Annotated in this window: 28 protein-coding genes; 15 read left to right on the top strand and 13 right to left on the bottom strand. The window is 35.4% G+C overall.

The window, feature by feature from the left end; all coding sequences use genetic code 11:
- From LZF87_RS11815 to LZF87_RS11800, 4 genes are all read right to left on the bottom strand, one after another.
- Positions 1–360, bottom strand: coding sequence for a BlaI/MecI/CopY family transcriptional regulator (locus LZF87_RS11815; protein ID WP_244339213.1), 360 nt, complete (start codon positions 358–360; stop codon positions 1–3).
- Positions 361–897: 537 nt separating this feature from the next.
- Positions 898–2,562 carry a T9SS type A sorting domain-containing protein gene (locus tag LZF87_RS11810; RefSeq protein ID WP_244339212.1) on the bottom strand — a complete coding sequence of 555 codons (1,665 nt, stop codon included), beginning with the start codon at positions 2,560–2,562 and terminating at the stop codon, positions 898–900.
- A gap of 271 nt (positions 2,563–2,833) precedes the next feature.
- Positions 2,834–4,444 carry a tetratricopeptide repeat protein gene (locus LZF87_RS11805; protein WP_244339211.1) on the bottom strand — a complete coding sequence of 537 codons (1,611 nt, stop codon included), beginning with the start codon at positions 4,442–4,444 and terminating at the stop codon, positions 2,834–2,836.
- Between the two features lie 95 nt (positions 4,445–4,539).
- On the bottom strand, positions 4,540–5,745 hold the full coding sequence (locus tag LZF87_RS11800) for an MDR family MFS transporter (protein ID WP_244339210.1): 1,206 nt from the start codon (positions 5,743–5,745) through the stop codon (positions 4,540–4,542).
- A 109-nt stretch (positions 5,746–5,854) separates the two neighbouring features.
- Here LZF87_RS11800 and LZF87_RS11795 point away from each other — a divergent pair, with 109 nt between their 5' ends.
- From LZF87_RS11795 to LZF87_RS11785, 3 genes are read left to right on the top strand one after another with little or no spacing between them, the layout of a single operon-like run.
- A complete protein-coding gene (locus tag LZF87_RS11795) occupies positions 5,855–6,445 on the top strand; it encodes a DUF1684 domain-containing protein (protein ID WP_244339209.1) in 591 nt (196 codons plus the stop codon).
- 9 nt (positions 6,446–6,454) lie between these two features.
- Complete coding sequence (locus tag LZF87_RS11790; protein WP_244339208.1) at positions 6,455–7,090, top strand: TatD family hydrolase; 636 nt, start codon at positions 6,455–6,457, stop codon at positions 7,088–7,090.
- A 48-nt stretch (positions 7,091–7,138) separates the two neighbouring features.
- Positions 7,139–7,855, top strand: a complete 717-nt coding sequence (locus tag LZF87_RS11785; protein ID WP_244339207.1) for a tRNA threonylcarbamoyladenosine dehydratase — start codon at positions 7,139–7,141, stop codon at positions 7,853–7,855.
- Between the two features lie 40 nt (positions 7,856–7,895).
- Here the strand turns inward: LZF87_RS11785 and LZF87_RS11780 are convergent, their stop codons facing one another.
- A complete protein-coding gene (locus LZF87_RS11780) occupies positions 7,896–8,972 on the bottom strand; it encodes an SRPBCC family protein (protein ID WP_244339206.1) in 1,077 nt (358 codons plus the stop codon).
- Positions 8,973–9,273: 301 nt separating this feature from the next.
- Here LZF87_RS11780 and LZF87_RS11770 point away from each other — a divergent pair, with 301 nt between their 5' ends.
- Positions 9,274–9,657: a nucleoside triphosphate pyrophosphohydrolase family protein gene (locus LZF87_RS11770; protein WP_244339205.1), complete on the top strand. Its 384-nt coding sequence runs from the start codon at positions 9,274–9,276 to the stop codon at positions 9,655–9,657.
- Positions 9,658–9,732: 75 nt separating this feature from the next.
- On the opposite strand, the gene LZF87_RS11765 is transcribed toward LZF87_RS11770, so the two are convergent.
- Entirely contained in the window at positions 9,733–10,800 is a 1,068-nt protein-coding gene (locus LZF87_RS11765; RefSeq protein WP_244339204.1) for a branched-chain amino acid aminotransferase, read from the bottom strand.
- A 302-nt stretch (positions 10,801–11,102) separates the two neighbouring features.
- Between LZF87_RS11765 and LZF87_RS11760 the strand changes: the two genes are divergently transcribed.
- The 5 genes from LZF87_RS11760 to LZF87_RS11740 all read left to right on the top strand — a co-directional run bounded on the left by LZF87_RS11760 (position 11,103) and on the right by LZF87_RS11740 (position 13,545).
- Positions 11,103–11,600 carry a DUF4920 domain-containing protein gene (locus LZF87_RS11760; protein WP_244339203.1) on the top strand — a complete coding sequence of 166 codons (498 nt, stop codon included), beginning with the start codon at positions 11,103–11,105 and terminating at the stop codon, positions 11,598–11,600.
- Entirely contained in the window at positions 11,600–12,043 is a 444-nt protein-coding gene (locus tag LZF87_RS11755; RefSeq protein ID WP_244339202.1) for a hypothetical protein, read from the top strand. Before LZF87_RS11760 ends, LZF87_RS11755 begins: the two co-directional genes overlap by 1 nt.
- 3 nt (positions 12,044–12,046) lie before the next feature.
- On the top strand, positions 12,047–12,706 hold the full coding sequence (mnmD, locus tag LZF87_RS11750) for a tRNA (5-methylaminomethyl-2-thiouridine)(34)-methyltransferase MnmD (RefSeq protein WP_244339201.1): 660 nt from the start codon (positions 12,047–12,049) through the stop codon (positions 12,704–12,706).
- 139 nt (positions 12,707–12,845) lie between these two features.
- On the top strand, positions 12,846–13,043 hold the full coding sequence (locus LZF87_RS11745) for a hypothetical protein (RefSeq protein ID WP_244339200.1): 198 nt from the start codon (positions 12,846–12,848) through the stop codon (positions 13,041–13,043).
- A gap of 301 nt (positions 13,044–13,344) precedes the next feature.
- The gene (locus tag LZF87_RS11740) at positions 13,345–13,545 is read left to right on the top strand and encodes a hypothetical protein (RefSeq protein WP_244339199.1); all 201 of its coding nucleotides are present in this window, start codon (positions 13,345–13,347) and stop codon (positions 13,543–13,545) included.
- A 40-nt stretch (positions 13,546–13,585) separates the two neighbouring features.
- Here LZF87_RS11740 and LZF87_RS11735 read toward each other — a convergent pair whose 3' ends face one another.
- Positions 13,586–14,539 carry a LysR substrate-binding domain-containing protein gene (locus LZF87_RS11735; RefSeq protein ID WP_244339198.1) on the bottom strand — a complete coding sequence of 318 codons (954 nt, stop codon included), beginning with the start codon at positions 14,537–14,539 and terminating at the stop codon, positions 13,586–13,588.
- Between the two features lie 247 nt (positions 14,540–14,786).
- Here LZF87_RS11735 and LZF87_RS11730 point away from each other — a divergent pair, with 247 nt between their 5' ends.
- From LZF87_RS11730 to can, 4 genes are all read left to right on the top strand, one after another.
- Entirely contained in the window at positions 14,787–15,071 is a 285-nt protein-coding gene (locus tag LZF87_RS11730; RefSeq protein WP_244339197.1) for a hypothetical protein, read from the top strand.
- 86 nt (positions 15,072–15,157) lie between these two features.
- Positions 15,158–16,822, top strand: a complete 1,665-nt coding sequence (locus tag LZF87_RS11725; RefSeq protein ID WP_244339196.1) for a SulP family inorganic anion transporter — start codon at positions 15,158–15,160, stop codon at positions 16,820–16,822.
- 55 nt (positions 16,823–16,877) lie between these two features.
- Positions 16,878–17,561: a carbonic anhydrase family protein gene (locus LZF87_RS11720; protein WP_244339195.1), complete on the top strand. Its 684-nt coding sequence runs from the start codon at positions 16,878–16,880 to the stop codon at positions 17,559–17,561.
- 44 nt (positions 17,562–17,605) lie between these two features.
- The gene (can, locus tag LZF87_RS11715; protein ID WP_244339194.1) at positions 17,606–18,241 is read left to right on the top strand and encodes a carbonate dehydratase; all 636 of its coding nucleotides are present in this window, start codon (positions 17,606–17,608) and stop codon (positions 18,239–18,241) included.
- 30 nt (positions 18,242–18,271) lie between these two features.
- On the opposite strand, the gene LZF87_RS11710 is transcribed toward can, so the two are convergent.
- The 4 genes from LZF87_RS11710 to LZF87_RS11695 form a co-directional block, all read right to left on the bottom strand.
- The gene (locus tag LZF87_RS11710) at positions 18,272–19,471 is read right to left on the bottom strand and encodes an LETM1-related biofilm-associated protein (RefSeq protein WP_244339193.1); all 1,200 of its coding nucleotides are present in this window, start codon (positions 19,469–19,471) and stop codon (positions 18,272–18,274) included.
- Between the two features lie 76 nt (positions 19,472–19,547).
- Complete coding sequence (locus LZF87_RS11705; RefSeq protein ID WP_244339192.1) at positions 19,548–20,117, bottom strand: YdeI/OmpD-associated family protein; 570 nt, start codon at positions 20,115–20,117, stop codon at positions 19,548–19,550.
- Between the two features lie 195 nt (positions 20,118–20,312).
- Positions 20,313–20,570, bottom strand: coding sequence for a hypothetical protein (locus LZF87_RS11700; RefSeq protein ID WP_244339191.1), 258 nt, complete (start codon positions 20,568–20,570; stop codon positions 20,313–20,315).
- Between the two features lie 388 nt (positions 20,571–20,958).
- Positions 20,959–21,123 (bottom strand): hypothetical protein, encoded by a 165-nt coding sequence (locus tag LZF87_RS11695; RefSeq protein WP_244339190.1) that lies wholly within the window; start codon positions 21,121–21,123, stop codon positions 20,959–20,961.
- A gap of 496 nt (positions 21,124–21,619) precedes the next feature.
- Here LZF87_RS11695 and LZF87_RS11690 point away from each other — a divergent pair, with 496 nt between their 5' ends.
- Positions 21,620–23,029, top strand: a complete 1,410-nt coding sequence (locus LZF87_RS11690) for a T9SS type A sorting domain-containing protein (protein WP_244339189.1) — start codon at positions 21,620–21,622, stop codon at positions 23,027–23,029.
- A gap of 205 nt (positions 23,030–23,234) precedes the next feature.
- On the opposite strand, the gene LZF87_RS11685 is transcribed toward LZF87_RS11690, so the two are convergent.
- Positions 23,235–23,978, bottom strand: coding sequence for a hypothetical protein (locus LZF87_RS11685; protein ID WP_244339188.1), 744 nt, complete (start codon positions 23,976–23,978; stop codon positions 23,235–23,237).
- A gap of 211 nt (positions 23,979–24,189) precedes the next feature.
- Complete coding sequence (locus tag LZF87_RS11680; RefSeq protein ID WP_244339187.1) at positions 24,190–24,714, bottom strand: superoxide dismutase family protein; 525 nt, start codon at positions 24,712–24,714, stop codon at positions 24,190–24,192.
- Between the two features lie 214 nt (positions 24,715–24,928).
- Between LZF87_RS11680 and LZF87_RS11675 the strand changes: the two genes are divergently transcribed.
- On the top strand, positions 24,929–25,369 hold the full coding sequence (locus LZF87_RS11675; RefSeq protein WP_244339186.1) for an META domain-containing protein: 441 nt from the start codon (positions 24,929–24,931) through the stop codon (positions 25,367–25,369).
- Positions 25,370–25,380 lie beyond the last annotated feature (11 nt).

The following is a 25,380-nucleotide window of genomic DNA, read 5'->3' as shown; positions in this document are numbered from 1 at the left end:
TTATTTTTTCTTTTCGATCATTTCTAATATTTCGCGTAATTCTTTGGCACTGATTTTCTCTTCCTTGGCAAAAAAGGAAACCATACTTTTATAGGAGTTATTGAAATAATTTTCAATAGCAGTGTTCATAAAACCTTTACGGTAGTCTTCTTTTGTTACGATAGGGAAGTATTGGTGCGTATTTCCAAAGGCATTGTGCGAAACATATCCTTTCTCTTCCAGATTCCGGATAATCGTAGACAAAGTGTTGTAATGCGGCTGATCTTCTTTTATTTCTGCCATAACTTCTTTCACAAAGGCTTTTTCCAGCTTCCATAAAATGTGCATTACTTCTTCTTCTTTGTTGGTTAACTTTTGCATGATTGATGTTTTTAAATGGGCGTTCCCACAAGGGTCGGACTATCGGCTTTATCTTTTTATTTGGACATTGAGGCTCTCGAAATGCCCAAATAAAGAGGATATCGCCTTAAACGTAGTTCACTGAACTCCTATTAAAATAAAAGTTAAGTGAAGTAATCCCTAACGCTAATTAGCTGCGTAGATTTTTACCGGACAGCCACGGGCTGTCCTCCTCTTAATCTCAAATCTAACGCAAAATGTGCTTGCTAACTCTCAAGCACATAACAAACGTACAACTATATTTTTAGTTACACAACTATTTTTGTAGTTAATGAACTAATTTTATAGTTTTGTTAACAAATTTGGGAATTGTAAAAATAATAAAAATGCTGAGTACTAAAGTGTTAATTAACTTCTGAGAGGAGTGATACTTTAATTTATTTAGATGAGGTAACTGTCCTGTAATAAAAAATCCCGACGAATCGGGATTTCATAGATAGGACTTATTTGGCAGGCCTACCAAAAAAAAGTGATAGTTAAGTTATCGTTTAGTGGTGGTTATTCTTTAAGTAATTTTCTTGTCAGCGTTTTGTTGTCAGTCGTTTCAATGCTGATTGTATATAAACCTCTTGACCAGTTTTGAGTTGGTATGTTTAATTCCATTGAATCTACAAAGTCCTTCGTAAGAACATTTTGACCTAACATATTATAAACCGCAATAGTTTTGATTGTTGAAGCTGCTTTAATGTTAAAGTAACTGCTGGCAGGGTTTGGATATAGTAGTACAGCATTTTCCGCATCTTCAAAATCATTAACTCCAAGTGTCGGAAATACAAATTTCTGGGCATAAATTCTATTCTGTCCGCTGACCTTTGGTTCTGTGAAAACCACAACAGCCTCACTGTTGTTCACAGGTTTTGTTAAAGTTATATATCCTTTAGTAGCACTAAAAGTTGCTACAGGAAGGGATTGTTCCGGCCATGTAAAATCTCCATTAGAATTCAAAAGAACTGCTTTAACAGCCAATGGAGTCGTTCCACTGGCAAAGCCTTCCGTAATTAAAAAAAACGGGTTGTCATTAATTAATTGAAGTTTTCCGGCATGGCATCTGTAATTATTATCTACCGGAAAAACCTGTTTAGCATTATCAGTAAATTGTCTGGCCCCTGTAATTTTATCAAATTTTTGTATGTATTCTCCTCTAAGGTCTTGGGAAGAAGGAGTGTAGTTTGACATGGCCCAAACATATTGCGAACCCGGAGCAAAGGCAATTTGAGCATCGGTTTCGTACATCGTTGCATTGGTGTCAAAATCAACTCCATTAATGCCCCAAGGTATGGCACCGTCGGGATTGATTCTTTGCATAAATGAATCTGATCGCGTTCCTGTTTTTCCGGAATATCCATAATAAACCACATCCCCGTCCTGAACACCTCCGTAGCTTGGATTATTAAAATTAGTTCCTTTATCTGCTAATCGCGTTGGTGCTGCCCATTGGGCCAGTCCATCAGTATTGAATTTTTGCGCGAAAAGAAAACTGTTTGTACCAGTAGTTATTTTATGAAATACCAACATAACTTGTTGGTTTGATAATTCAAAAAAACTTGCCGGTGCCGTTCTGGAGGCAGGGATATCAGAAAGAACATCCACCGGTGAAGCCCAAACAGGAACTCCTGCAGCCGTATATTTTTGTAATTTTGCGGGACCACCTGCACTATTCATATAACTGATCAACACATTCCCATTCTCATTAATATTCTCCAAAGGAAGTATCGTCGGCTGATATCCGTTTCCTACGCTTATTCCGTTGGGTCCCCATAACATGTTTCCTTCTTGGTTTATTTTGTAGGCGAAAATTGGCGGATTAGATGGAGTTGATGTACCTCCGACCGACACATATAGGTTGTTTTTTGAATCGCCCGCTACACCACTAGTAATTGTGAAAGTGCTCATTGGTACGGTATTGCTTATCAGCATTCCTTCTGGTCCGAATTTGCGAACACCGTTAACGTCCAATAACTGTACTCTCAATTCAAAATTGCCTCCTGTAGTTACTTGTTTCCAAAATACAACATATGTACTTCCGTTTGGACATTTAACAACATACTGATCAAAGTTGATCACATCTGCCACCAATGTGTTTACCGCTGTATCTGTGGTCCACTGAGCATTTCCCGATAGGAAAGAAACTAAAAAAAGTAAAAGAAAAGTAATTTTTTTCATAGCATTAATAATTTAAGTTTGAAAAAATATAATCGTCATAGTTTTTTGATTCTAATTCAGATATCACCCTGAATTATTTTTTTTGGTTATTCCAAAATTATTTAATCACTATGTCCGATACTATTTTTTAGGCCTTTATAAACTACTCAAGCTGTTTATTTTTACACTTATTTACCACTCATTTTTTTGTAAATACCTGATTTTAAAGAGTTTTTTGAATTTATTTTGAATGATGATTTTGAGAGAGGAGTGTGGACGCTTTGTGGTATTTTTAATTTAAATTAACTAAATAGGTAACCAAATCGAGGTTTGTATTGGTTAAGTTCAGTTTTTTTCTCAGTCTCGTTCTCGCATTTTCCAACGATTTTATCGACTGCCCGGTAATCTGAGCTATCTCTTTGGTGGTTAAGTTAAGTTTTAATAAGGCGCAAAGTCTTTTATCACGATAGGTTAATTCCGGATGTTTATCGCTGAGGGTGTTGTAAAACGATTCGTTGACATTCCCGTAATGAAGTTCGAATTCTTCCCAAAGACTGTCATTGTCTCTTTTGCCCAATTGTTTAATAATCATGTCAATCGTCTGCATTGTTTCTTTTTTTGGGGACTGTAATTTCAGTTCTTTTAAATCATCTATGATTTGTTCAATGATTTCCGCCCGCTGAATTTCCATCATGGAATTGGTTATCAGTTCTTTATTTTTTAGTTCAAGATTGGCGTCCAACTCGTTTTTTTTGGCCTCGAACAGATCTTTTTCCAATTGTGCATTAGTGAGCCTGTTTCTGTATTTGATCAATAAAATAAAGAGTATCATCATCACCATGATGAGGCTTAATCCTATTATATAGTATTTGAAATTCTCTTTGCTTTCTTTTAATAATCGTAGCTCTTCATTTTCTTTATGTTCCTGCTCGAGTTTCAGTTTTTCAACATTCATGGCTTTGCTTTCAATATTCAGACTGTCCCTTATCTGATCATACGTTTCAAAATAAGTGGCTGCATTTTTATAATCGCCTTTCAAGAGGTAGGATTTGTAAATATTGATTAAAGCATTCTTATATTCAAAACTGTATTTTTCATTTTCCAGCAACGCTGCTGCCTTTTGGGCATAGGAAAGTGCTGCATCAGGTTGTTTTTTCAACAAATACATCTTCGAAATCGAATTGTATATCCAGGCTTTGTTTTTGTCTGTCGCATTATTTTCGGCAATTGCAATGGATTTGTCGAAGTAACTTTTGGCTTCCTCGAAATTATTTAAACGAGTATAACAAATACCGAGGTTGTTGTATAAAATGCTGTTTAATTTTTCGTCGTGAATTTTCTGACTGAGTAACAAGGATTTCTTAAAATTAACCATGGCACTGTCCAGTATGTCATTGCTCATGTAAAGCGTACCTATATTGTTAAAGGCTTTTGCTGTAAAAGTGGTGTTCTTTTTTTCACGATAGTGTTTCAGTAAATTATTGAAATAGTGTAATGCTTTTTGTTTATTATTCAGTCGGGCATAAATGATGGCCAAAGAATTTTCCAGATGGTATCTTTTTTCACCAACATTGTTTTCCCTGTAGTATTCATAGGCCTTCAGATAATAAGTTAAAGCAATGTCGAAAGCATCTTTCTCGTTGTAGATGTCTCCAATTTTGGTGTTGATATCGGCCGTAACTTGATCTGAGTCTATTTTTTTTACGAGCTTTTCAGAATATTCAATATAATGTAGCGATCTTTTCCAGTCGGAACTTTTTAACTCATGTGCAATTTTTAGAGCAATAGTTGCTTTATCCTTATCGGAAAGGTTCATCGTTAAACTGTCAACCAGCTTACTGATGTCGCTTTGAGAGAAGGCAAATTGACTTAATAAGAGAAGGAATAGCAGCGCCTTATGCATATAGAAACAGATGGTTAAAATAAATGTAACCTCTAAATTACAGTTTTCCTACAGAAAAAAAGACAATATTCTGTTATCCAACAAAAAAATCAGATTTAGTCATTTAGTATTCTTCGCAGCCAAAGACAGCAAACTAGTGCTGCAATGCCACAACTTCCCATGAAGAACCAGTTTACCGAATAACCAAATCGGGAAATGATCTCCATTCCGGTTTTGGAGCTCATAATGTGAGCTAAACTGAAACTCATCGTATAAAGTGCCATATAACGTCCTTCATGTCCTTTAGGAGCCCGGCTCATTGCAAAGGAATTGGAAAACGGGAAGGCAAACATTTCACCAAAAGTAACAAACAGCATGCTTACGATTAAAATACCTGCCCAAAGATTGATAAGGAGTAGATAGTAGCTGATGGCCATAAATAAAGCGCCAAAGAGAATGATTTTTACTTTATCAACTTTTTTACGCTCAAAGTAGGAGACAATCGGCATCTCGAAAAAGAAAACCATGAGGCCATTAAACGACATCAGCAATCCTGTTTGGAATTCAGTCATTGCAAATTGTTCATGATGATAAAGCGGGAGTGTGGTAAATAACTGGAAGAAAACCATGGCCGTAAGAAAGCTGATGAATAGGAATATCCAAAATGGCCTGTCCTTAAAAACGGATTTCTGTTGTGCATTTTCAAATTGGTCAAGATGTACTTGTTCTTTCTTTTTCTCTTTTACCAACAAAGCAAATATCAATATTGAAACAATGCAACTTGTACCATCTACCCAAAATAACCCTTTATATCCGATGCCCATGATAATCAATCCACCCAATGCCGGACCGGCAGCGAAACCAAGATTTACAGCTAAACGGACTAAGGTCAAAGCGCGGGTTCTGTTTTCAGGTTTGGCATAGGCTCCAAGTGAAACAAACATGGCCGGTCGGAACATATCGGCAATAATCATAATCGAAAACATACTTATACAGAGTCCGACAAAACTGGTGATGAACTGGATAACAAAAAACAATAGGCCACTTGTGAATAGACTGAAGATCATAATTTTATAGAAGCCTATTTTATCGGATAGTTTACCTCCTAACCACGATCCAATCATCGACCCTAACCCAAAACAAACCATAATCCATCCGACCTGACTGTAAGAAAAATGTAAATCTTCTTTCAGGTATTTGGATAAGAACGGCAATACCATTGTGCCGGCTCTGTTGATAAAAGTAATGAGCGTAAGGATCCAGATTTCCCGTGAAAACCCTCTGAAGTTGTTAATGTATCTTGAAAAAACTTGTAGGAACATACTTAAATTATGAAATACAAATCTATAATCTTATTGCCCGATTCACTGTTAAATGAATGTGAATTTTTAAAATGTAATTTTTGAGTACTTTTGTGAAAAATCTAAAAAAATGAAAAAGCTTCTTTTTATCGTTTTATTTCCGATGGTTGTTTCGGCACAATGCAGTGAAGAAACTGCTAAGGCTTATCAGTTGCAACTCAATAAAGAATATGCCGATGAAAAGGAAAGTCCTCTCAAAAAATCGGATTTAGAGCATTTCAAATCACTCGATTTTTATCCGGTTGATATGAGTTTTTGTGTGGAAGCTAAATTAGTGAAAACACCTAATGAAAAGCCATTTGCAATGAAAACTACAGGAAGCAGAACACCATTGTATGTTAAATACGGTGAATTACATTTTGTATTGAAAGGAAAAGAATGTAAACTGAATGTCTACCAAAGTATCGATTTGTCAAAACAGGAAAAGTTTAAAAACTATTTGTTCCTTCCGTTTACTGATTTAACGAGTGGGGTAGAAAGTTATGGTGGTGGACGTTATATCGATTTGGAAGCTTCGGATAGTTCTGCAATAACTTTGGATTTTAACAAAGCATACAATCCGTATTGTGCCTATAACGAAGGGTATTCATGCCCGATTCCTCCAAAAGAAAACGATATCTTGGTGGAAGTACGTGCCGGTGTGATGAAGTTTCATGATTAGTTTATCATAATGAAATTTAATATCCATACGCATAAAAGTACCAATCAGGAAAATGTTCTGGAAATTGTTAATCAGTATCCATATGAATTTGATGATACGGTTCAATATTTTTCCATAGGTATCCATCCATGGTATATTGATGTGGATAAAACCGATGAATTTCTGCAAATTATTGAAAACAAACTCCAACAGCAAAATTGCCTTGCCTTAGGTGAGTGCGGATTGGATAAACGAATTGAAACATCTCTGGAAATTCAGACAGCCGTTTTCGAAAAACAATTAGCATTGGCTGTAAAATACCAAAAACCTGTAATTTTGCACTGCGTTTCCGCCTATCAGGAAGTGATTGAAATTAAAAAACGATTCAAAATCGAAGTACCGATGATTATTCATGGATTTTCTAAAAACTGGCAGGTAGCCAAATCCCTTTTGGATAACGGTTTTTATTTGTCATTTGGAAAATACCTGCTTCGGAACCCGGAACTGGCATCTGTTTTTGAGCAGGTTCCGAACGACCGTTTTTTCCTGGAAACCGATACGATTGAAGAAAGCATCTCAGATGTGTATGATAAAGCTGCATTCATCAAAAAAATGAATGTGGAACAAATTATCGAAGATAATTTTAAGTTAGTTTTTAACCCGTAATGAAGACCGGTTTTTCGACCGGAATCACATTACACAAAATGTTGTAAAATGGCAGAATGGACAGAAAGAGCCGAATTATTATTTAAAAAAGAAGGATTAGAAAAATTAAGAAATTCCAATGTATTGGTAGTAGGAATGGGAGGAGTTGGTTCCTTCGCGGCCGAATTTATTGCCCGAGCAGGTGTTGGAAAAATGACTATTGTTGATGGCGATACAGTTGATATTACCAACGTGAACCGTCAGTTACCGGCACTACATTCTACAGTAGGACAGCCAAAGGTTAAAATTGTAGGTGACCGATTAATGGATATCAACCCGGAATTACAATTAACCCGAATTCAAGAGTTTTTATCACCGGAAAGAGCTTTCGAATTGGTCTCTCCGGAATTCGATTATGTTTTGGATTGCATCGATAGTATCACACCGAAATTGAATCTGATATTAGCGGCTAAACGCAAAAGGGTTCGTGTTATCAGTAATATGGGAGCAGGAGGAAAGATGCTGGCAAGTAAAGTTGTCGTAAAAGATATCAGCAAGACAGATGTTTGTCCACTTGCCAAAGTGATTCGTAAACGTTTGAAAAAAGAAGGTATTTCCAGTGGAGTAAAAGCAGTATTTTCAGTGGAAAAACCAGACGAAAGCAGTTTAAAAATGACTGACGGAACCAACTTTAAAAAATCGTTCTATGGAACAAACAGTTGGATGCCGGCCTTGTTTGGGCTGCATGCAGCCGAGACAGTAATCAAGCAATTGTTGAAAGACTAAATAAAATATAGAATAAAAAAAGTCCCAATTGGGACTTTTTTTATAATTGAACTTTTGTTGAATCTTTTGCTGCTGCCGGGATTTCAATAGGCTTGGCTTTTTCTACAATTGGGATGTAAATTTCCGTAATCCATTGTGAAGCTCTTCTCGTCTCATTCATTCCAACTTTGTAAACTTCAATATATTTTCCGGCATGATCTTCCATCCATTTGTGTTTTGCTATTTCAGCGTAAGCCTTATCCCATGCTTCTTTGCTGTGAGAGTAATCACCCGTAAGCGTGGTTTTTAAAGCCAAGTAGGAATAGAAACGACCTCCCTCAATGTCACTTCCTTCCGAGGTGAAAATTTCTTCGGCAATCGGTAAACAGGTTGAGAAGGTTACGATACCGTTTGTCGTGTCATATTTATAGTAAATAGCAAAAGGAGAACCGTTAACCGTTATGTTATTGTCTTTGGCAAATTTTGTAATCTTTCGGAACATGATTCCCATGTTTTTGGAAAGGGACGGAATTTTACAGGTAACCGTTTGTTTGATATAATAAACTCCCGATTTTCTGGTTAAACCATTCACTTTTACAGTATAGTTTTTTAGTTCTTTTACCAAAAGGTTGTCAATATTATTCAGGCCTTTTTCAAACATCGGAGCCATCATGTTTTCTACGCCACCTTTGAAGAAGGAGAAAAATTTCATCATGAAAGGCATTTTTCCCTTCATTTGCCAGGTTACTTTGGTGCTATTTCCTGTTTTTTCAAATCCCCAAATAATGTTATCAGGTTCGCCTTCTCCAAAATAAATTTTTTGGAAAATACTGTCGTTTTCCATGGTTTTAACCGTTTTCATTCGGCCTTCACCCTCTTTTCCAATCCATGAAAAAGAAGCACCCTCACCATGTGTTTTTTCAGCATAGGTGTATTGAATGGACTTATCTTCTTCACCCCATGGCCCCCAGTCTTCCCAGTTTTTATAATCGTTTATATAATTAAATAAAACGGGTTGAGGTATATTGATAACTTTACTTCGTTTAATATCATATTGGCTGTTTTGTGTGCCGATATAAACGGTAATGGCAATAATAGCAAGTAATATAAGGAGGAGTATGTATTTTACAATTCGCATAATTTTGTACTAATTATGATAATTTTCAAATATAAGGATATTTATTCTTTCAGGGCCAATTTGATTATAAATAAAATTCCTATAAAAAGCAGGAAGAAAAAGAGTATCCATAAACTGCCTTTGTAGTGGATTTTGTGCAGGGCCAAATCTTTCCGGTAAACATATATCATTACTGATACAAATACGACAACAAAAAATATGGCGAAAGTCAGTTGACCTGTTGAAAACATAGCTGGAAATTTTGACAAAATTAGTTTTTTGAAAATTATTTTATTTACTTTTCGCAACAAATTTTACGATTATGCAAAAACAACTTAACGCAGTTAAAGAATTTCATGAGGCTTTCGGTTTAGGAGTGAGTCACGAACCAAAAGGAGATTTGGGAGAACAGGTAAACAGGCTTCGTTTTAATCTGATGAAAGAAGAAAATGAAGAATATCTGGAAGCCGTACAGAATAATGATTTAGTCGAAATAGCTGATGCCTTAGGGGATATGCTTTATATTTTATGCGGAACCATTTTGGAGCATGGATTACAACACAAAATAGAAGAAGTCTTCGATGAAATCCAGCGCAGCAATATGAGTAAGCTGGGTGAAGACGGAAAACCGATTTACCGCGAAGACGGAAAAGTAATGAAAGGTCCGAATTACTTTAAGCCCAATTTTGAGGAAATATTGAGATAAAAAAAATCCCGATTAAATCGGGATTTTTTATTGTATAGACTCAGACAAAATTTACGTTAGGCTGTGACTGATAACTTATATTTTAACTGTCCAACCGAAAGTGTCTTCGGCAAGTTTGTATTGAATATTTGTCAGCTTCTCTTTAATTTCTGAAGCGAATGAATTTTCCATTTTTGGCAATTCATAATAGATGTCTTTAAATGAAAAACCTGAAATCGGACTAATTACTGCAGCGGTTCCGGCTCCGAAAATTTCTTTCAAAGTTCCTTTTTCAGCAGCTGCCACAATTTCAGAAACCAAAACCGGTCTTACTTCAACATCAATTCCATCACGTTCCGCGATGTCAATGATACTTTTACGGGTTACACCATCAAGAATACGCTCACTTGTTGGGGCTGTATATAAAGTATCGTTGATTCTGAAGAAAACATTCATTGTTCCTGCTTCTTCTAATTTAGTATGCGTTGCATCGTCAGTCCAGATGATTTGCTGAAAACCTTCCTGGTTAGCCAATTTTGTCGGATAAAATTGCGCAGAATAATTTCCTGCCGCTTTTGCAGCACCAATTCCTCCGTTAGCCGCACGGCTGTAATGATCTGCAATAACCACTTTAACATCTCCCGAGTAATAAGCACTTGCAGGAGAAAGAATGATGCAGAAACGGTATTGATTTGAGGGAGAGGCAACTACACCATGTCCCGTAGCAATCATGAAAGGACGAATGTAAAGTGAATTTCCTTTTCCTTTTTTAACCCATTTTTGTTCAATTTCGATCAGCTTTTTTAAACCATCAATGAAAATTTCTTCAGGAATTTCAGGCATCGCCAAACGTACAGCCGATTTGTTGAATCTTTCGTGGTTTTGATCAGGACGGTACAACCAAACGTCATTGTTTTCATCTTTGTAAGCTTTCATGCCTTCAAAAATTGCCTGTCCATAATGGAAAACACGTGATGAAGGATCCATGGTAAATGGCTCGTAAGGTTTGATTTCGGGATCTCCCCAAACACCATTGTCATAATCGCAAACCAACATATGGTCTGTAAACACATTTCCGAATGATAAATTATCAAAATCAACCGAAGTTATTTTTGATTCTTTTGCTGTAACAATTTTAATGTTGTCTAAAGCTGTTAATTCCATTGAATAAAAATTAGTATTAAAAACACTAAATAATTGGTTATTAGAAAAATATGAATTTTATTATTCCTAATAAACTTGTTGTGTCATTGCAAATCTAGCAAAAAAAAGAACTTTTTAGCAGGCGTTATTAAAAATAGTGTAATTGATTATGGATTTCCTAATTTATTTTTAAAAATTCAAAGAATGACTTCAAAAAGCTATTTTTTGATCAGATAAACAGAAAATTTTGATTATGGATTTTGTTGTTCAATATTAATTCGTTTCTTTTGAAATCTATTAATTAAGTCGAAAATCTGAATAATATGAAAAAAGTTGTCGTTTTAGCCTTTTCAGTTCTTGCTTTTATAAGCTGCAATAAGAAACAGGAGGAAGCAAATATCGCGGAATCAGAAAAAGTAGATTATGCTGTTTTTGGTGATAGTATAACTGATACTGAGACGTTAACGAAAGAAGAAATGTTTTCCAGGTTTAAAGATTTGAAAGAAGGAGATACTCTAAACGTTAAGTTTAAATCTAATATTATTGAAGTATGTCAGAATAAAGGCTGCTGGATGTCTATGGATTTAGCGGAAGGAAACGAGGCTTTCGTAAAATTTAAGGACTATGCATTTTTTGTTCCGATGAATGCTGGAAAACAGGATGCTATTGTAAACGGAAAGGCATTTGTGAGTATTGAAACGGTTGCAGATCAGAAACATTATGCTAAAGATGCCGGAAAATCTCAGGCGGCCATCGACAGTATTACGTCTCCGAAAGTCACCTATGCTTTTATGGCAGACGGTGTTTTAATCGCAAAATAATGAAAAAGGGAGTAGTAGTCTTTTTGCTGTCAGGACTTCTCTTCTCTTGTATGAAAAAGGAAGAACCAAAAGCTGAGGCAAAAAAAGAGACAGTTGGAAAGAAAGATTTCAAGATGTATGAAATGTCAGAGATGGCATTGTTGATGGAACAGATGTATGCCGACAATTTGCGTTTGAAAGACCGCATCAAAAACGGTGATACTATTGGGCAATTTCCTCAACATTTTACGGACATTCATAAAGCTGTAATGACGGATGAAAATGAAAACGATGCTTTTTTTAAAGAGCAGGCTGTAAAATTCATCAAAGCACAGGAATTGATCTATCAGGATCCGAAAAACGCAAAAGAACATTTTAATAATGGGGTGGATGCCTGTTTGAGTTGTCATCAGGTGAAATGCGGCGGACCAATTCCAAGAATTAAGAAACTATATATAGAATAAAAATTGAAACGAAAAATTATTCAGACTGAAGACGGTTCTTCGTCCTTACTGATGGAAGAGTGGGGGGAAACTTATCATTCTAAACACGGAGCGATTCAGGAAGCAAAACATGTATTCATTCAAAACGGGCTGTCACTCTTTAAGGAGCAATCCGTTGCTGTTTTAGAAATTGGTTTCGGTACGGGGTTGAATGCTTTTATCACCTTTCTGGAAGCTGAAAATTTGAATCAGACAATTGATTATGTTGGAGTGGAAGCATATCCGGTTTTTCCGGAAGAAGTTGAAAAACTGAATTATGTTTCCCAACTGAATGCCAATCAGTATAATGCAGCGTTTCAGCATATGCATTCCTGTGAATGGGGAAGTAAAACATTGATTTCTGACAGATTTACTTTAACAAAAAGAAAACAGTTTTTTAATGAAATAAACGATAAAAACCAATTCGATTTGATTTACTTTGATGCCTTCGGATTTCAATACCAGCCAGAGTTATGGTCGGTGGAGATTTTCCGGAAAATGTTCGATGCACTGAAAGGAAACGGAGTCTTGGTAACATATGCTTGCAGGGGCCCTATTAAGAGAGCTATGCTTGAGGTTGGCTTCTCTGTTGAAAAGCTGCAGGGACCTCCCGGTAAGCGGGAAATGCTGCGAGCTGTTAAATAGCATTTAGTTTGTTAAAAGATTGTGATATATGTCTAGTGTTAATAATTAATTAATTTAAACTTAAAAAATAATAAATTTTTTTTATAAATTTACTAATAAGTTAAATAACCGATTAAACAATTATTATAAGTTCATTATTATGTCAAGATCAATGTATGCTTACACCAAATCTATTTTAGAGCGAGTAAGTTTTGACCCTATATTATTTTGTAAAGAATTAGAAAAAGCAGTTAAAATACTATTACCTTATGAATTAGAGCAATTGACAGAATGGTTGCTTAACTTTACAGAAGAAAAACCCGAATTACGACAATGTTTGGTTTACATAAATGATTAAAAGGAGCTTCGGCTCCTTTTTTATTTAAGGATAATTACGAATAATCGCAATTGATTTTCATTTACTTGATAATTAAGTCAAATTTCTTTAGAATATTTAATAGTTTATTTATAAAAATGAGAAAAAATAAATAATAAAAATGTAAGTATTTTAACGTATTTACGATACAAAACACACATTTAATCGATTTATTTTGCATTTAATCGATAAATTTTTGCTTTTTTTCTTTGTTGTGATATTTAAATTAAGTAATTTTACATCACGTTCTTATTCTGTTAACCAAAATAAATATGAATAGATTATGTCACGAATGATTTATGACTATACAAAGTCAGTGCTTGAAAGAGTGAGTTTTGATCCGTTACTTTTTATGAAAGAACTAAAGAAAGCAATTAAGAGTTTATTGCCTTATGAAATTGAACAATTATGTAAATGGTTGAACTATTTTACTTCTGAAAGACCTGAATTGCAACCGTGTTTGATTGTAATTAAAGAAAATTAATATATCCCCACTAACTACTTAACTGAAAAATAAAAGGAGCCTAAGAGCTCCTTTTATTTTTTGACAGCGGACTGATAATCTGCACATTGTGAAAGGCAATTGCCCCTTTTACGACACCTGAAATAGTTGTTCTTAGGGCATCGATGATGTGTATTTTGAGTTCGTTTTTCGGGAATATTAAGCTTACTTCTCGAGCTGGTCTGGGCTCTTTAAAATGACGCAGGTTTAATTTGGTCTTCTCACTTAAATCCAATGTGTGTAAATATGGTAAGAGTGTTATTCCTAATCCTTCGTCAGCCAGTTTGATTAATGTTTCAAAACTTCCGCTTTCAATTTGAAAATGACTGTCACGTTTAAGATTGGCATTTTTGCACAAGTTCAGGATTCCGTCCCTAAAACAATGGCCATCCTGTAAAAGTAATATGTTCTCCGGGTCCAGATCGTCTACATCGATTTCTTCTTTACTGATATTTTTATGGTTTTCAGGAAAATAACCCACAAAAGGTTCGTAATACAAAACAATTTCCTTTATGGATTCTTCTTCTAATGGAGTTGCCGCAATGGCAGCATCCAGATGACCGCTTTTTAATCGTTTGATAATCTCCTCGGTATTATGTTCCTCAATGATCAAATTGATTTTTGGATACTTTTTGATGAAGTTATTTAAGAACATTGGTAATAGGGTAGGCATAATGGTTGGAATGATACCTATTTTAAACTCGCCTCCAAAATATCCTTTTTGCTGATCGACTATATCTTTTATTCTGTCTGATTCATTGACAATGTTTTTTGCCTGTTGAACTATTTTGGCGCCGATTTCGGTCAGTTGAATCGGTTTTTTACTTCTGTCGAAAATCTGAATGTCTAATTCTTCTTCCAACTTTTGAATCTGCATACTCAGGGTCGGCTGTGTCACAAAACATTTTTCTGCTGCCAAGGTGAAGTTCTTGTGTTCTGCAACAGCTAAAACATAATATAATTGAGTAATAGTCATAAGATAAATATTTTCGATAAAATTATAAAATCTATCAATTTAATTTATTGGTGAGCCGTGAAATTTTCAAATAATTTTGTTTCGCTATAATAACTAATATAAAAGACGGTAAAAATATTTCAAATGTTGAAAGCCTGGATGGAAGAGGAAATGTGATTTTTTTCTCTTTTAATGGTATGAAAGTATAGTTGTATTAAATATTTCACAATATGCTTTCAGTCTCTTTTTTATTTTTTAATTTCGCGGCATGAAGATTTGGGTAAACATAGTACTTTTTTTATTTATGACTTTTTTAGCGACCCCAACCATTGTGGGTATGCTGGAAGGTGATAACGATACATCTATGTTTTACTCTCTTTCAGAAGAAGAAGTTCAAAAAGAAATAAAAGAAATTCCTGTAGGCATCGCGGCAGTATTTCATTTTGAGACTGTAAAATTCCCTGAAAAAAAGATTACCGTTAACTTTCAAAATGAACAGAAGCACGATAATGTTTCTGAAGAAATTTTTTCCCCACCCCCCGAAAAAGCATAATGTAATTTAAAAATCAATTTTTTATTGATTATCTGTCAGATACGTACTCGTGTCTGGAGTATTAATTATATTATATTTTATCGGTTATGACAAAAAAGACAAATATTTTTGGCAGCCTGAATTCTGATTTACCTTCAGGATTGGTTGTTTTTCTAGTGGCTTTACCATTGTGTTTAGGTATTGCCATGGCTTCTGGCGCACCGCTTTTCTCAGGTATTATTGCTGGTGCAATAGGTGGAATTGTTGTTGGGTATTTGAGTAAATCCCACGTGAGTGTTTCCGGGCCTGCGGCTGGTTTAACGGCCATTGTGCTTACTGCGATTACAGATTTCGGCGCATTCAATATTTTCCTGATGGCTGTTTTTCTGGCAGGTTTGATTCAATTGGCTTTAGGCTTTTTGAAAGCGGGAAGTATCTCCAATTATTTTCCAATGAATGTGATTGAAGGGATGTTAGCGGGTATTGGTGTTATCATAATCCTGAAACAATTGCCTCACGCAGTCGGTTATGACGCCAATTTTGAAGGAGATGAGGCTTTCATTCAGGCGGATGGAGGTAATACTTTTTCCTCCTTATTTGGCGCACTGGATTATATTCAGTTAGGTTCTGTGGTTATCACGATTATTTCGTTGATAATATTGATTTCCTGGGATAAATTTCCCTTTCTTAAGAAGTTTAAATTAATTCCGGGTGCTTTAGTTGCTGTAATTGTCGGCGTAGTTCTGAATGAAATTTTCACGTCGTCGGGGAGCTCACTTGCCATCGCTAAAGAACATTTGGTTTCATTGCCTGTACCTTCTTCTGTAGACGATTTTAAGGCGATGTTCCTGCTTCCTGATTTTGCTTCCATAACGAATCCTAAAGTTTGGATTGTCGCTTTGACAATCGCAATTGTGGCATCAATAGAAAGCTTGCTTTGTATAGAAGCGGCCGACCGTTTAGATCCGCAAAAAAGATTCACCGACACGAATGTAGAATTGCGTGCACAAGGTATAGGAAACATGGTAAGTTCTCTTTTGGGCGGTTTACCATTAACATCGGTTGTTGTTCGTACATCTGCCAATGTAAATGCCGGAGCAAAATCCAAAATGTCTACAATTGCACACGGAATTCTGTTGTTGGTAAGTGTTTTGGCCATACCTGCATTTTTAAATAAAATTCCGTTGGCCACTTTAGCGGCTGTTTTGTTACTAGTAGGGTATAAGTTGGCTAAACCGGCAACAATCATGCATTTCTGGGAAAAAGGTAAATATCAGTTTGTACCTTTTATTGCGACACTTTTAGCGGTTGTTTTCCTTGATCTTCTTAAAGGAGTTGCGCTTGGAATGGTAATCAGTATCATTTTTGTTTTAAGAGGAAATCTGAAGAGAGCTTATTATTTCCGTAAAGAAGAATATGAGGATGGAGACATTATTCATATCGATTTGGCACAGGAAGTATCCTTTTTAAATAAAGCAGCAATAAAACTAACATTAAATAATCTTCCAGAAGATTCGAGAGTGGTAATCAATGCGTCTGATACGGTGTATATTGCCCATGATGTTATAGATCTGATAAAAGAGTTTAAGCATATCAATGCTGTTGATAAAAGGATTGAAGTTTCGCTGATTGGTTTTAAAGAAGCTTACCAACTTGAAAATTCAAAATACGAAAACAACCACGTTTTCATGGAGCATAATGCTTTAATAGATTACAGAAAAAATGCTATTTCGTCACATAAAGAGGTGATAAATGAGTTGACAACGAACTAAAAGATACAATAATAAGAAAGGCATATTTTTGCTGAACAAAAAAATAAAAAATAATATGAGAACTTTAAATAAAGAATTACAATCACAAATTGCACCAAGAAAAGCTTTAGAACTTTTGAAAGAAGGTAACAATCGCTTTGTAAATAATTTAAAATTGCATCGCGACTTATTAGAACAGGTTAACGATACTAGAGACGGTCAATGGCCTTTTGCGACAATTTTGAGCTGTATCGATAGCCGTACATCTGCTGAGCTGATTTTCGATCAAGGATTAGGGGATGTTTTTTCTATTCGTATTGCTGGGAATGTAGTCAATACAGATATTTTAGGTAGTATGGAATTTGCTTGTAAAGTTGCCGGTTCTAAATTAATTGTTGTTTTAGGGCATACCAAATGTGGAGCCGTAAAAGGAGCTTGTGACCATGTAGAAATGGGTAATTTAACTGAATTATTATCAAAATTGCAACCTGCTGTTTATGAAGAGCAGGAAACTAATGTGGAACGAAATTCTAAAAATGGCCAATTTGTAGAAAATGTTGCTGAAATCAATGTAAAACGTACTGTTAAATCAATTGTCCAAAGAAGTTACATTTTGGAGCAAATGATTGAAAATGGCGAAATAGGTATTATTGGCGCTATGTACAACATTGAAACGGGAATGGTAGAATTTTATCAAGACACTGAATTTATTAAGGACGAACTAAATCCTCAATTAAGTTTAAAAGAATTGGTAAACTAATTTTTTTGTTTTTTTAAGTACATTTGTTATTACAAAAACATACGATGAGCGATTTTTATAAAAAGATTTTAGAGAACAATAAAAAGTGGGTTGAAGAGAAATTAGCGATAGATAAAGATTATTTCAAAGATTTGGCAAAAGGACAACAACCGCCTTTATTATGGATTGGTTGCTCAGACAGCCGTGTGCCAGCTAATGAAATTATCGGTGCTGCTCCTGGTGAAGTATTCGTGCACAGAAATATTGCTAATATGGTGATTCATAGTGATATGAATATGTTAAGTGTTTTGGATTATGCTGTAAACGCTTTAAAAATCAAACATATTATCGTTTGTGGTCATTACGGTTGTGGTGGAGTGAAAGCAGCTATGGGGAATGAATCTATCGGTATTATCGATAACTGGATCCGTCATATTAAAGATATTTACAGATACCACCAAACTTATCTGGATTCTATTCTGGACGAGAAGGAACGATTCAATAAATTCGTTGAAATCAACGTGAAAGAACAAGTATTTGATTTAGCAAAAACATCGATTGTTCAGTCAGCTTGGAAAAACGGACAAGAATTGAGTATTCATGGTTGGGTTTACGGATTAAATTCAGGATATGTGACCGATTTAAATGTAAATTTCAGTTCAAATGAACAATTGGATGATGTATACCAATTGAAATTCTAATTAAAAAGTCCCGTTTTAAACGGGACTTTTTTATTCTATATCTAAGTTTTCGTTAAATGCGGAAGGCAGCATTTTCGGAATGAATTTGATTAGTATCGGAAGTAATAATCCTCCGCCTGGCAGCAGGAAAATGGTTAGTGACGGAATCGTTTTACAGATATCCAAAAGCTGTTTTTTTACTCTTTTCTTTTCTTTTGAATCTAAATCCCTTCTTGTGGAATGCGCCAGTAAAACCATGAGCTCTCCACTTTGCGAAATCTCTTTGATTAATCGGTTTTTGTTTCGCGTAATCAAAACGGCTACATTCTGGGTTGCCTGATCGTAAAAATGTTTTACCGGATTGGAATATTTGAAATAAGGAATTTCTTTTTGGTATTGTTTAATGAACGTATCAATAGATTCAATACTCTTTGCTGTGGTATCGGCACTAATGTCTAGCAGCTCAGCTAATCGGTATAGAAAATCGCTTTCCTGTTGCTCAAGGACATCATCACTCCACATCGCCATTCCTGCAATATCCAATAAATAATTTTTTTCAATTTCAGAGGTAAAATAGTCGAGTTGAAGCATTTCGATGTTCTCAACATCCACTTTTGAGAATTTGGTATACCGAACCGATGATTCGAACAGTTTTATCAGCAAATCGTCATAATTGGATTTGACGGATTTGGTTTTTAAAGCCAATGAAACAATGCTGATAATTTTTTCTTCCAGTTTTTTTACGTAATTGGATGGAATTTCCTGATGAAGCAGGTATTGACGAAACGCCAAAACATCCATGAACAACAGAGCATTGGTTAAGATATGCGAGAAATTTTTACTGATGATATTGTCGTTGGTCTGAACCCGTTCATCAATCATTTCCTCTAATTTGTAACTGTTGGAGGAACCCGGAAGCATTTTTTTCAACAGGCTGAATCCTTCCGGGTTCATCTGCTTGTAAAATTTTATCGTTTCTTCAATAAAGGTTTTCGGATTCCCATCGTGCGTTACTAATCCATAAATACCATAAAGCGTGTTCAGTAAAGCTACTTTGGTAATTTCTTCGGAAGTCCAGCCTTTGGTGTCGATGGGTTTTTCAACATCAAATCCAATCGTATGCCCGTAAATAAACCCCGTTTTTCGAACATTGGTGTAAAAGACGGAAGAATACACAACAAAGGGGAGGAGCAATGGCTTTTGCTCAGCAAAAAACTTGTCGATCCATCCGTTTATTGAAGGGTTAATCATTACTTGAAATTATACCACAAAGCTATAGCTTTTTAAGCATCGGATACAAACTTCGTATTAACTTTTCGGAAAATAATTATTGCCTTGATTTTATATTGGCTTCACAGAGTTTTATTATCTCTTCAATCCTCTTTTTTCGGGTTTCTTCGCGTTTCGCATGATTCAGCCAATATAGATAGCTTTTCTTGTAAGTAAAACTGAAATTATTGTAATTCTCGAGGGCAGTTTTGTTTGCGTCAAAGGCACGCTGCAGGTCATCGGGAATGATGATTTCTTCTACGTGATCCAAAGAATTCCACGAACCGTTTTGTTTGGCGATTTCAATTTTCGCCAACCCGCTTTCATGCATTAAATTTTCTGCAATCAGTTTCTCGACATACGCTTTGTTTATTTTGCTCCAAACGCTTTTGGTTTTTCTGGGTGTAAAAAGCTGTTGTCGTTTTTCATCATCCAGTTTTTTAACGGTAGAATCAATCCATCCGTAACAAAGCGCTACCTGAACCGCTTCTTCCCATCGCATGCTTTCATATGAACTGCCTACTTTGTAAAAAATGAGGTACACTCCGTCAGCCGAATTATGGTTTTCATGCAACCATTTCCGCCATTCATCTGTATTTTTAAAATAGAGCAGTTCTCTTTTGTTCATCGTATATCGGATAATAGCAGAGCAAGACACACATCCTCCCGTATTCCTCTGCTGTGCAAATGTGGGAGATTTTGCGGATTCGTATATAGAACAAAAATAAAAAACCACAACGTATTGCTGTAGCCTTTTATATTTTTTACTTTAAATAGTATTGTGAAAAGTCCCCTGACTTTGCGTGCAGAGGGTTAAAAATTATCAGTTCTCGAAGTAGCGGCTTTCAATGCCTAAAACAAAACTTATTAACAGATCTAACTGATCGCGGTTTTTTACATCAATATGTGTAAATGACAACATACAGTTTTTTTCTTCTATATAAACCGGTGATTCAATTATTCCCAATAATTCCCGATTATCTTCAAACTCAACTTTAATAAGATTGTTTGGAAACACATTTTCTGTTGAAATATTTACTGCAAATATCTCATCATTGAAAAGAATATCAATTTTTTCCATACCTGATTATTTTTTATCAAAGATACTTTTTAATTTGCTGAATATCAATCTATAGGGTGGTGTTTTAGTAAAATTTTATAATTTAAAAAAGGTGTAAAATTTTCATTGGATTTTATTAGTCTAAATAGGGAACTCAATTTTTTGTCAGAAAAAGAATTGAGATTTTTTTATTTCGTCCGCTCCTGCGAGCTTCTAGTTTGTGGATGCAATCTAGTTTAAATCTATTTCTAAAACAGCTAAACTTTTTATGTGCACAAGCAAGATGCTCGCGGGAGCGGGGGCACGGATTACTTCGTCGGTTCGCTTTCGCTCATGCGCAAATCCTCGTTATGGGGTAATTAGAAATACAAAGGGAAACATCATGTTGCCCTTTGTATTTCTTTTTGAATCAATAGCTACTTCTACCTTCATCATAGCCATCATTATAACCATCAATATAACCCTTATTGTAATCAGAGGATTTGTCTTCTTCTGATTCTTGTGATTTTTTAATAAGAAGACCTGCCACCACAGCACCACTTACCAAACATACTATTTTTAATAAATTACTCATGATGTAATAATTTTAACAAATTTAATGAAAAATCAGTTATCTTTTGGTGTATGTATTTGATTTGCAGTGATTTGAATTTAAATTTATTCCAATCTTTCTAAATCAATTGCTATCCGATGTTGGGGATTTACTTCGTCAGTTCGGATAAAGTCTCGGGTGTAATTTGTGCTCCCGATAGCGCGGATTTGCAAACCGTGCTCTTGCTCCCGCGAGTATCTTGCTCGTGGCCGCAGTCTAGTTTATATCTATTTCTAAAACAAGTAAACTCTTTATTTGCAAGAGCTGGAAGCTCGCGCTAGCGATGGATTGTTAGCGCGGATTACAAATCCGCGCTATCTGTAGCGGGATGCTTGAGCAACTAGGCCATTATTCTGCTAATTCTAATAACCATCCCTTATTTTGTGAAGTTATTTCTTATGCCTTTTTTCCATTTTTTATTACATTCGCAAAATAAAATATTAGACTAATAATAAATAAGTGTAAAAAAGAAGATTAAATGATAAAATACAAAAAGAATAAAAAAGTAACATATATTTTACTAAACATATTAATTTGTCTAAGCGGAACTGTAAAAGCACAAAAAATCACTGCTTGGGGGTATAGTGCCTCCCTAGTTTGCGATAATTTTGATGTGATGGTATGGGGCAGGAATAATTTTGGTCAATTAGGGGACGGGACTACCGTGAGTAAAAATGCACCGGTTAAATTAAACTCCTTTACTAACGTTAAGACCACGGACGGAGGTGAATATCATTCGCTGTTTTTAAAAAATGACGGAACTGTCTGGGCTTCAGGAAAAAATGATAGGGGCCAATTGGGTGATGGTACATACATTAACAGAAATACCCCGGTTCAAATAAATTCCCTGAGCGATATTGTTGCTATCGACGGTGGTGAAACTTATTCATTATTTTTAAAGAATGACGGAACAGTTTGGGCTTGTGGTCGCGAGGATATTGGAGAATTAGGTCTTGGTCCCCAAGCACATTTGGGTAAAAATATACCTGTACAAATTAGCTCTCTGAGTGATATTATTTCTATTTCGGCAGGACAAAATCATGCATTGTTCTTAAAAAGAGATGGAACGGTATGGGCGTGCGGCTCAAATAATTATGGAGAGTTGGGAAATGGAACTTATGGTGGTTCAATGATGCCCATTCAGATCATGTATCTCAATAATGTAATTGCAATAGCAGCTGGACAAAATCATTCTTTGTTTCTTAAAAGTGATGGAACAGTTTTCGCGTGTGGAGATGATTATTTTGGGGCATTAGGATCGTCATCTCAATCAACAACTACAAATACTGTAGTTCAAGTTGCGATTAATAATGTTGTTAAAATATCAGCTTACGCTCATTCGTTGTTTTTAAAAAATGACGGTACAGCCTGGTCTTGCGGATATAATTATTCTGGAGAATTAGGGTGGGGATCTTCATATGGTAGTTATAGAGATCTTCCAGGACAAGTTACCGGTATAAGTGATATAATACATATATCGGCGGGTTGGGGAACTTCAGTATTTCAGAAAAATAATGGGACTGCAATAGTTATGGGTAATGATTCTTATGGTCAACAGGGTAATGGACCAGGCAGTGGTTTATCATATCTTCAATTCACTACCCTATGTGAAACATTGGGGCTTGAAGAAAATGTGAAAACAAAAGGCATTGAGATTTATCCGAATCCTAATAATGGTGTTTTTTATATCGAACAATCATCTCGTGAAAGGATTATAAATAAAAGTATCATAATATATAATTCTTTCGGCCAGAAGGTATATGAAAGACGAATAAATGATACTAGTAAATTCGAAATTGACTTAAGAAATGAACCAAAAGGCTTTTATTTTTATGAATTATTCGAAAAGAATGAAATTCTAAAGACAGGTAAATTAGTGATTTTCTAAATATGAAAAAACCACCTCGATAGCGCGGATTTGTAATTCGTGCCCCCAAAGAGAATTAAAAGAAAAAACTACAACAGCAATAAGTTGTAGTTTTTTTTAAATTAAAGGGCATGTTCTTGCCCAGTTGCCAAGCGAATAAAAACTCTAGAAGTCAATCCTTTCTCGTCCCTTATAGTCTAAGAAACCCCACGTTGTTGACTGTTTTTCAAATTGCCCCCACAATCTTCAAATTACCCCCGGCTAATCGGTTAAGCTCCCCGTTTACTTCCTGTAAAAAACGAACACTTAAAAATCCAAAAACCGCAGGGCTGGCAGAAAAAGCAGAAGGCAGTAATAAGTCGGTAGGAGTGGTAGCGTCATTGCTGAAATCAAAAAGTAATTCGGCGCTTTCCTGTAGTTGAAATTGAGTTTGTTTCTCAAAATCCAAACCTAAAGTAAAAAATGTCAACGCCATATGCGTTGCCCCTTTAGGTTTAGTAATCATATCCGTTGTAAATTGTTTTATAGCCAATTGCCTCAGTTCCGCATCGATTTCCGTCTTAAAAGGAAAAAAACTGCTGAAAAGAGATGCTTTATTAAATTCGAATTTCGCTATAAGCTGTTTTGCTTCCTCGCTAACCAATCCGTTGGTAACAGTGCGCTTACCGCGTTCGCTATTAGTATCTAATTTGGTAATCTCCTGAAATAATTGCACTACAGCATTATGTACATACGGTATATGTAAAGGTTTTAGATACTTGGCAATTCCGTTTCTGAAATATTTGCCGGCTTTAGCACTTTGCGCAAACTCCGTGCTGTTTTCCCTAACCAGGACATAATTGGAATCGTTCTTTATTTTTTCCCCGTTAAATCCACCAGTTTTGCGGACGATGATCTTCCCATTTGCCTCATAGAAAGAAAGGCCGTCAAAATTTCCCGTCAATTGTAGTATCCCTTTTAATTTACCCACAGTTATGTTTTCTAAAGTTATAAGTAATAGATATAGCACTGATACAGCACTGATGTAGTACAAATATAGCATAGAAAAACCATCCCTACCTAAAAAATAAGTAAGGTAATAATTACGATTATTTTACTGGTTTAATGTGAGTCCGATATAATTTGCTGATAAACAGATCAAAAAAAAGCTGTTCCAAAACCGGTGTAACCTTAAAACCTATTTATCGGATAATAGCGGTACAAGCCACACGGCCACCGGCATTTCCTGTTGGTTGGGTTACGAAATCATCGGCACCTTTATGAACGATGATAGCCTTTCCTAAGACGTCTTTTGTCGCATCTCCGCAACCGATACACCATTCGTCAGTGGTTAAAGTGATTTTACCGTTACCTTTTTCATCTGCAGTGAAATTTCCGATATCGCCTTTATGATATTCACCTTCTCCCCATTTTCCGTGTTTTTTGAAAGTCGGATTCCAGTGTCCGCCTGCCGAAGCTGCATCTGCAGCAGAACAATCTGCTTTTTCATGGATGTGAATGGCATGTACTCCAGGTGTTAAGCCGGAAATAGTTGCAGTGAAAGTTACTTTTCCTTCTTTCTCGGAAAAAACAACATTTCCTGATGTGTTGGTATCGCTTTTAGGTTCTAAAGCCACTTTTAACTCGTTGACTTTTGTTTGTGTTTTTGTTTTACAGCCCACAAATGTCAGAGCAATAAAAAGGACGGGAAGAATTATTTTTTTCATAAAGAACTATTTTGAAGGTTTTCGTAAAGTTACTGCTAAATTTCTTACGTTGATTATGTATATGTAAAAAATGAAATTTCACTTATTTAGTTGATTTATGACGCTGATTTATAGATAAATGAAATAAAATTCGTAAATTCGATATTTCCTTTTAACACTTAATTTCTTAAGACGGCCCCATTATTAAGTTATTAAAATCTAATTTTTTAACAGTATGAGGAAGTGTTTATTTACCGCAGTTATAATGTGTCTTTCTTTTATAAGCTGCAATTCGGTCAAAACTCCAACAAATATCGAAGGTCAACTTGAAAAGCTAAACGGCTCTTGGGAATTAGTTGGTATTTCTGAGACTGGAGTTGTATTTGATGAACTGTATCGTGACAAAAAGCCCACCATTAATTTTGAAGTAAATGAAGGTAGAGTATCCGGAAATAACAGTTGTAATGCTTATACCGGAAAATTAAATGCTAACGGGAACAAAATCAGTTTCAAGGACCCTTTGGCGATGACTAAAATGATGTGCGGTGATGGAAAAGGGGAAACTGTTTATATGCAAAACCTTCTGAAAATAGATTCGTATTCTGTTTCAAAAGATGGAGAGACCCTGAATTTCAATATGGGTAAAAAGACCCTAATGCGTTTTAAGAGACAATAATGGACCACAGC

This window comes from Flavobacterium enshiense, assembly GCF_022836875.1.
GTDB lineage: Bacteria > Bacteroidota > Bacteroidia > Flavobacteriales > Flavobacteriaceae > Flavobacterium > Flavobacterium enshiense_A.
Note: the sequence above shows the minus strand (reverse complement) of the source record. Positions and strands in the feature narration are given on the sequence as shown.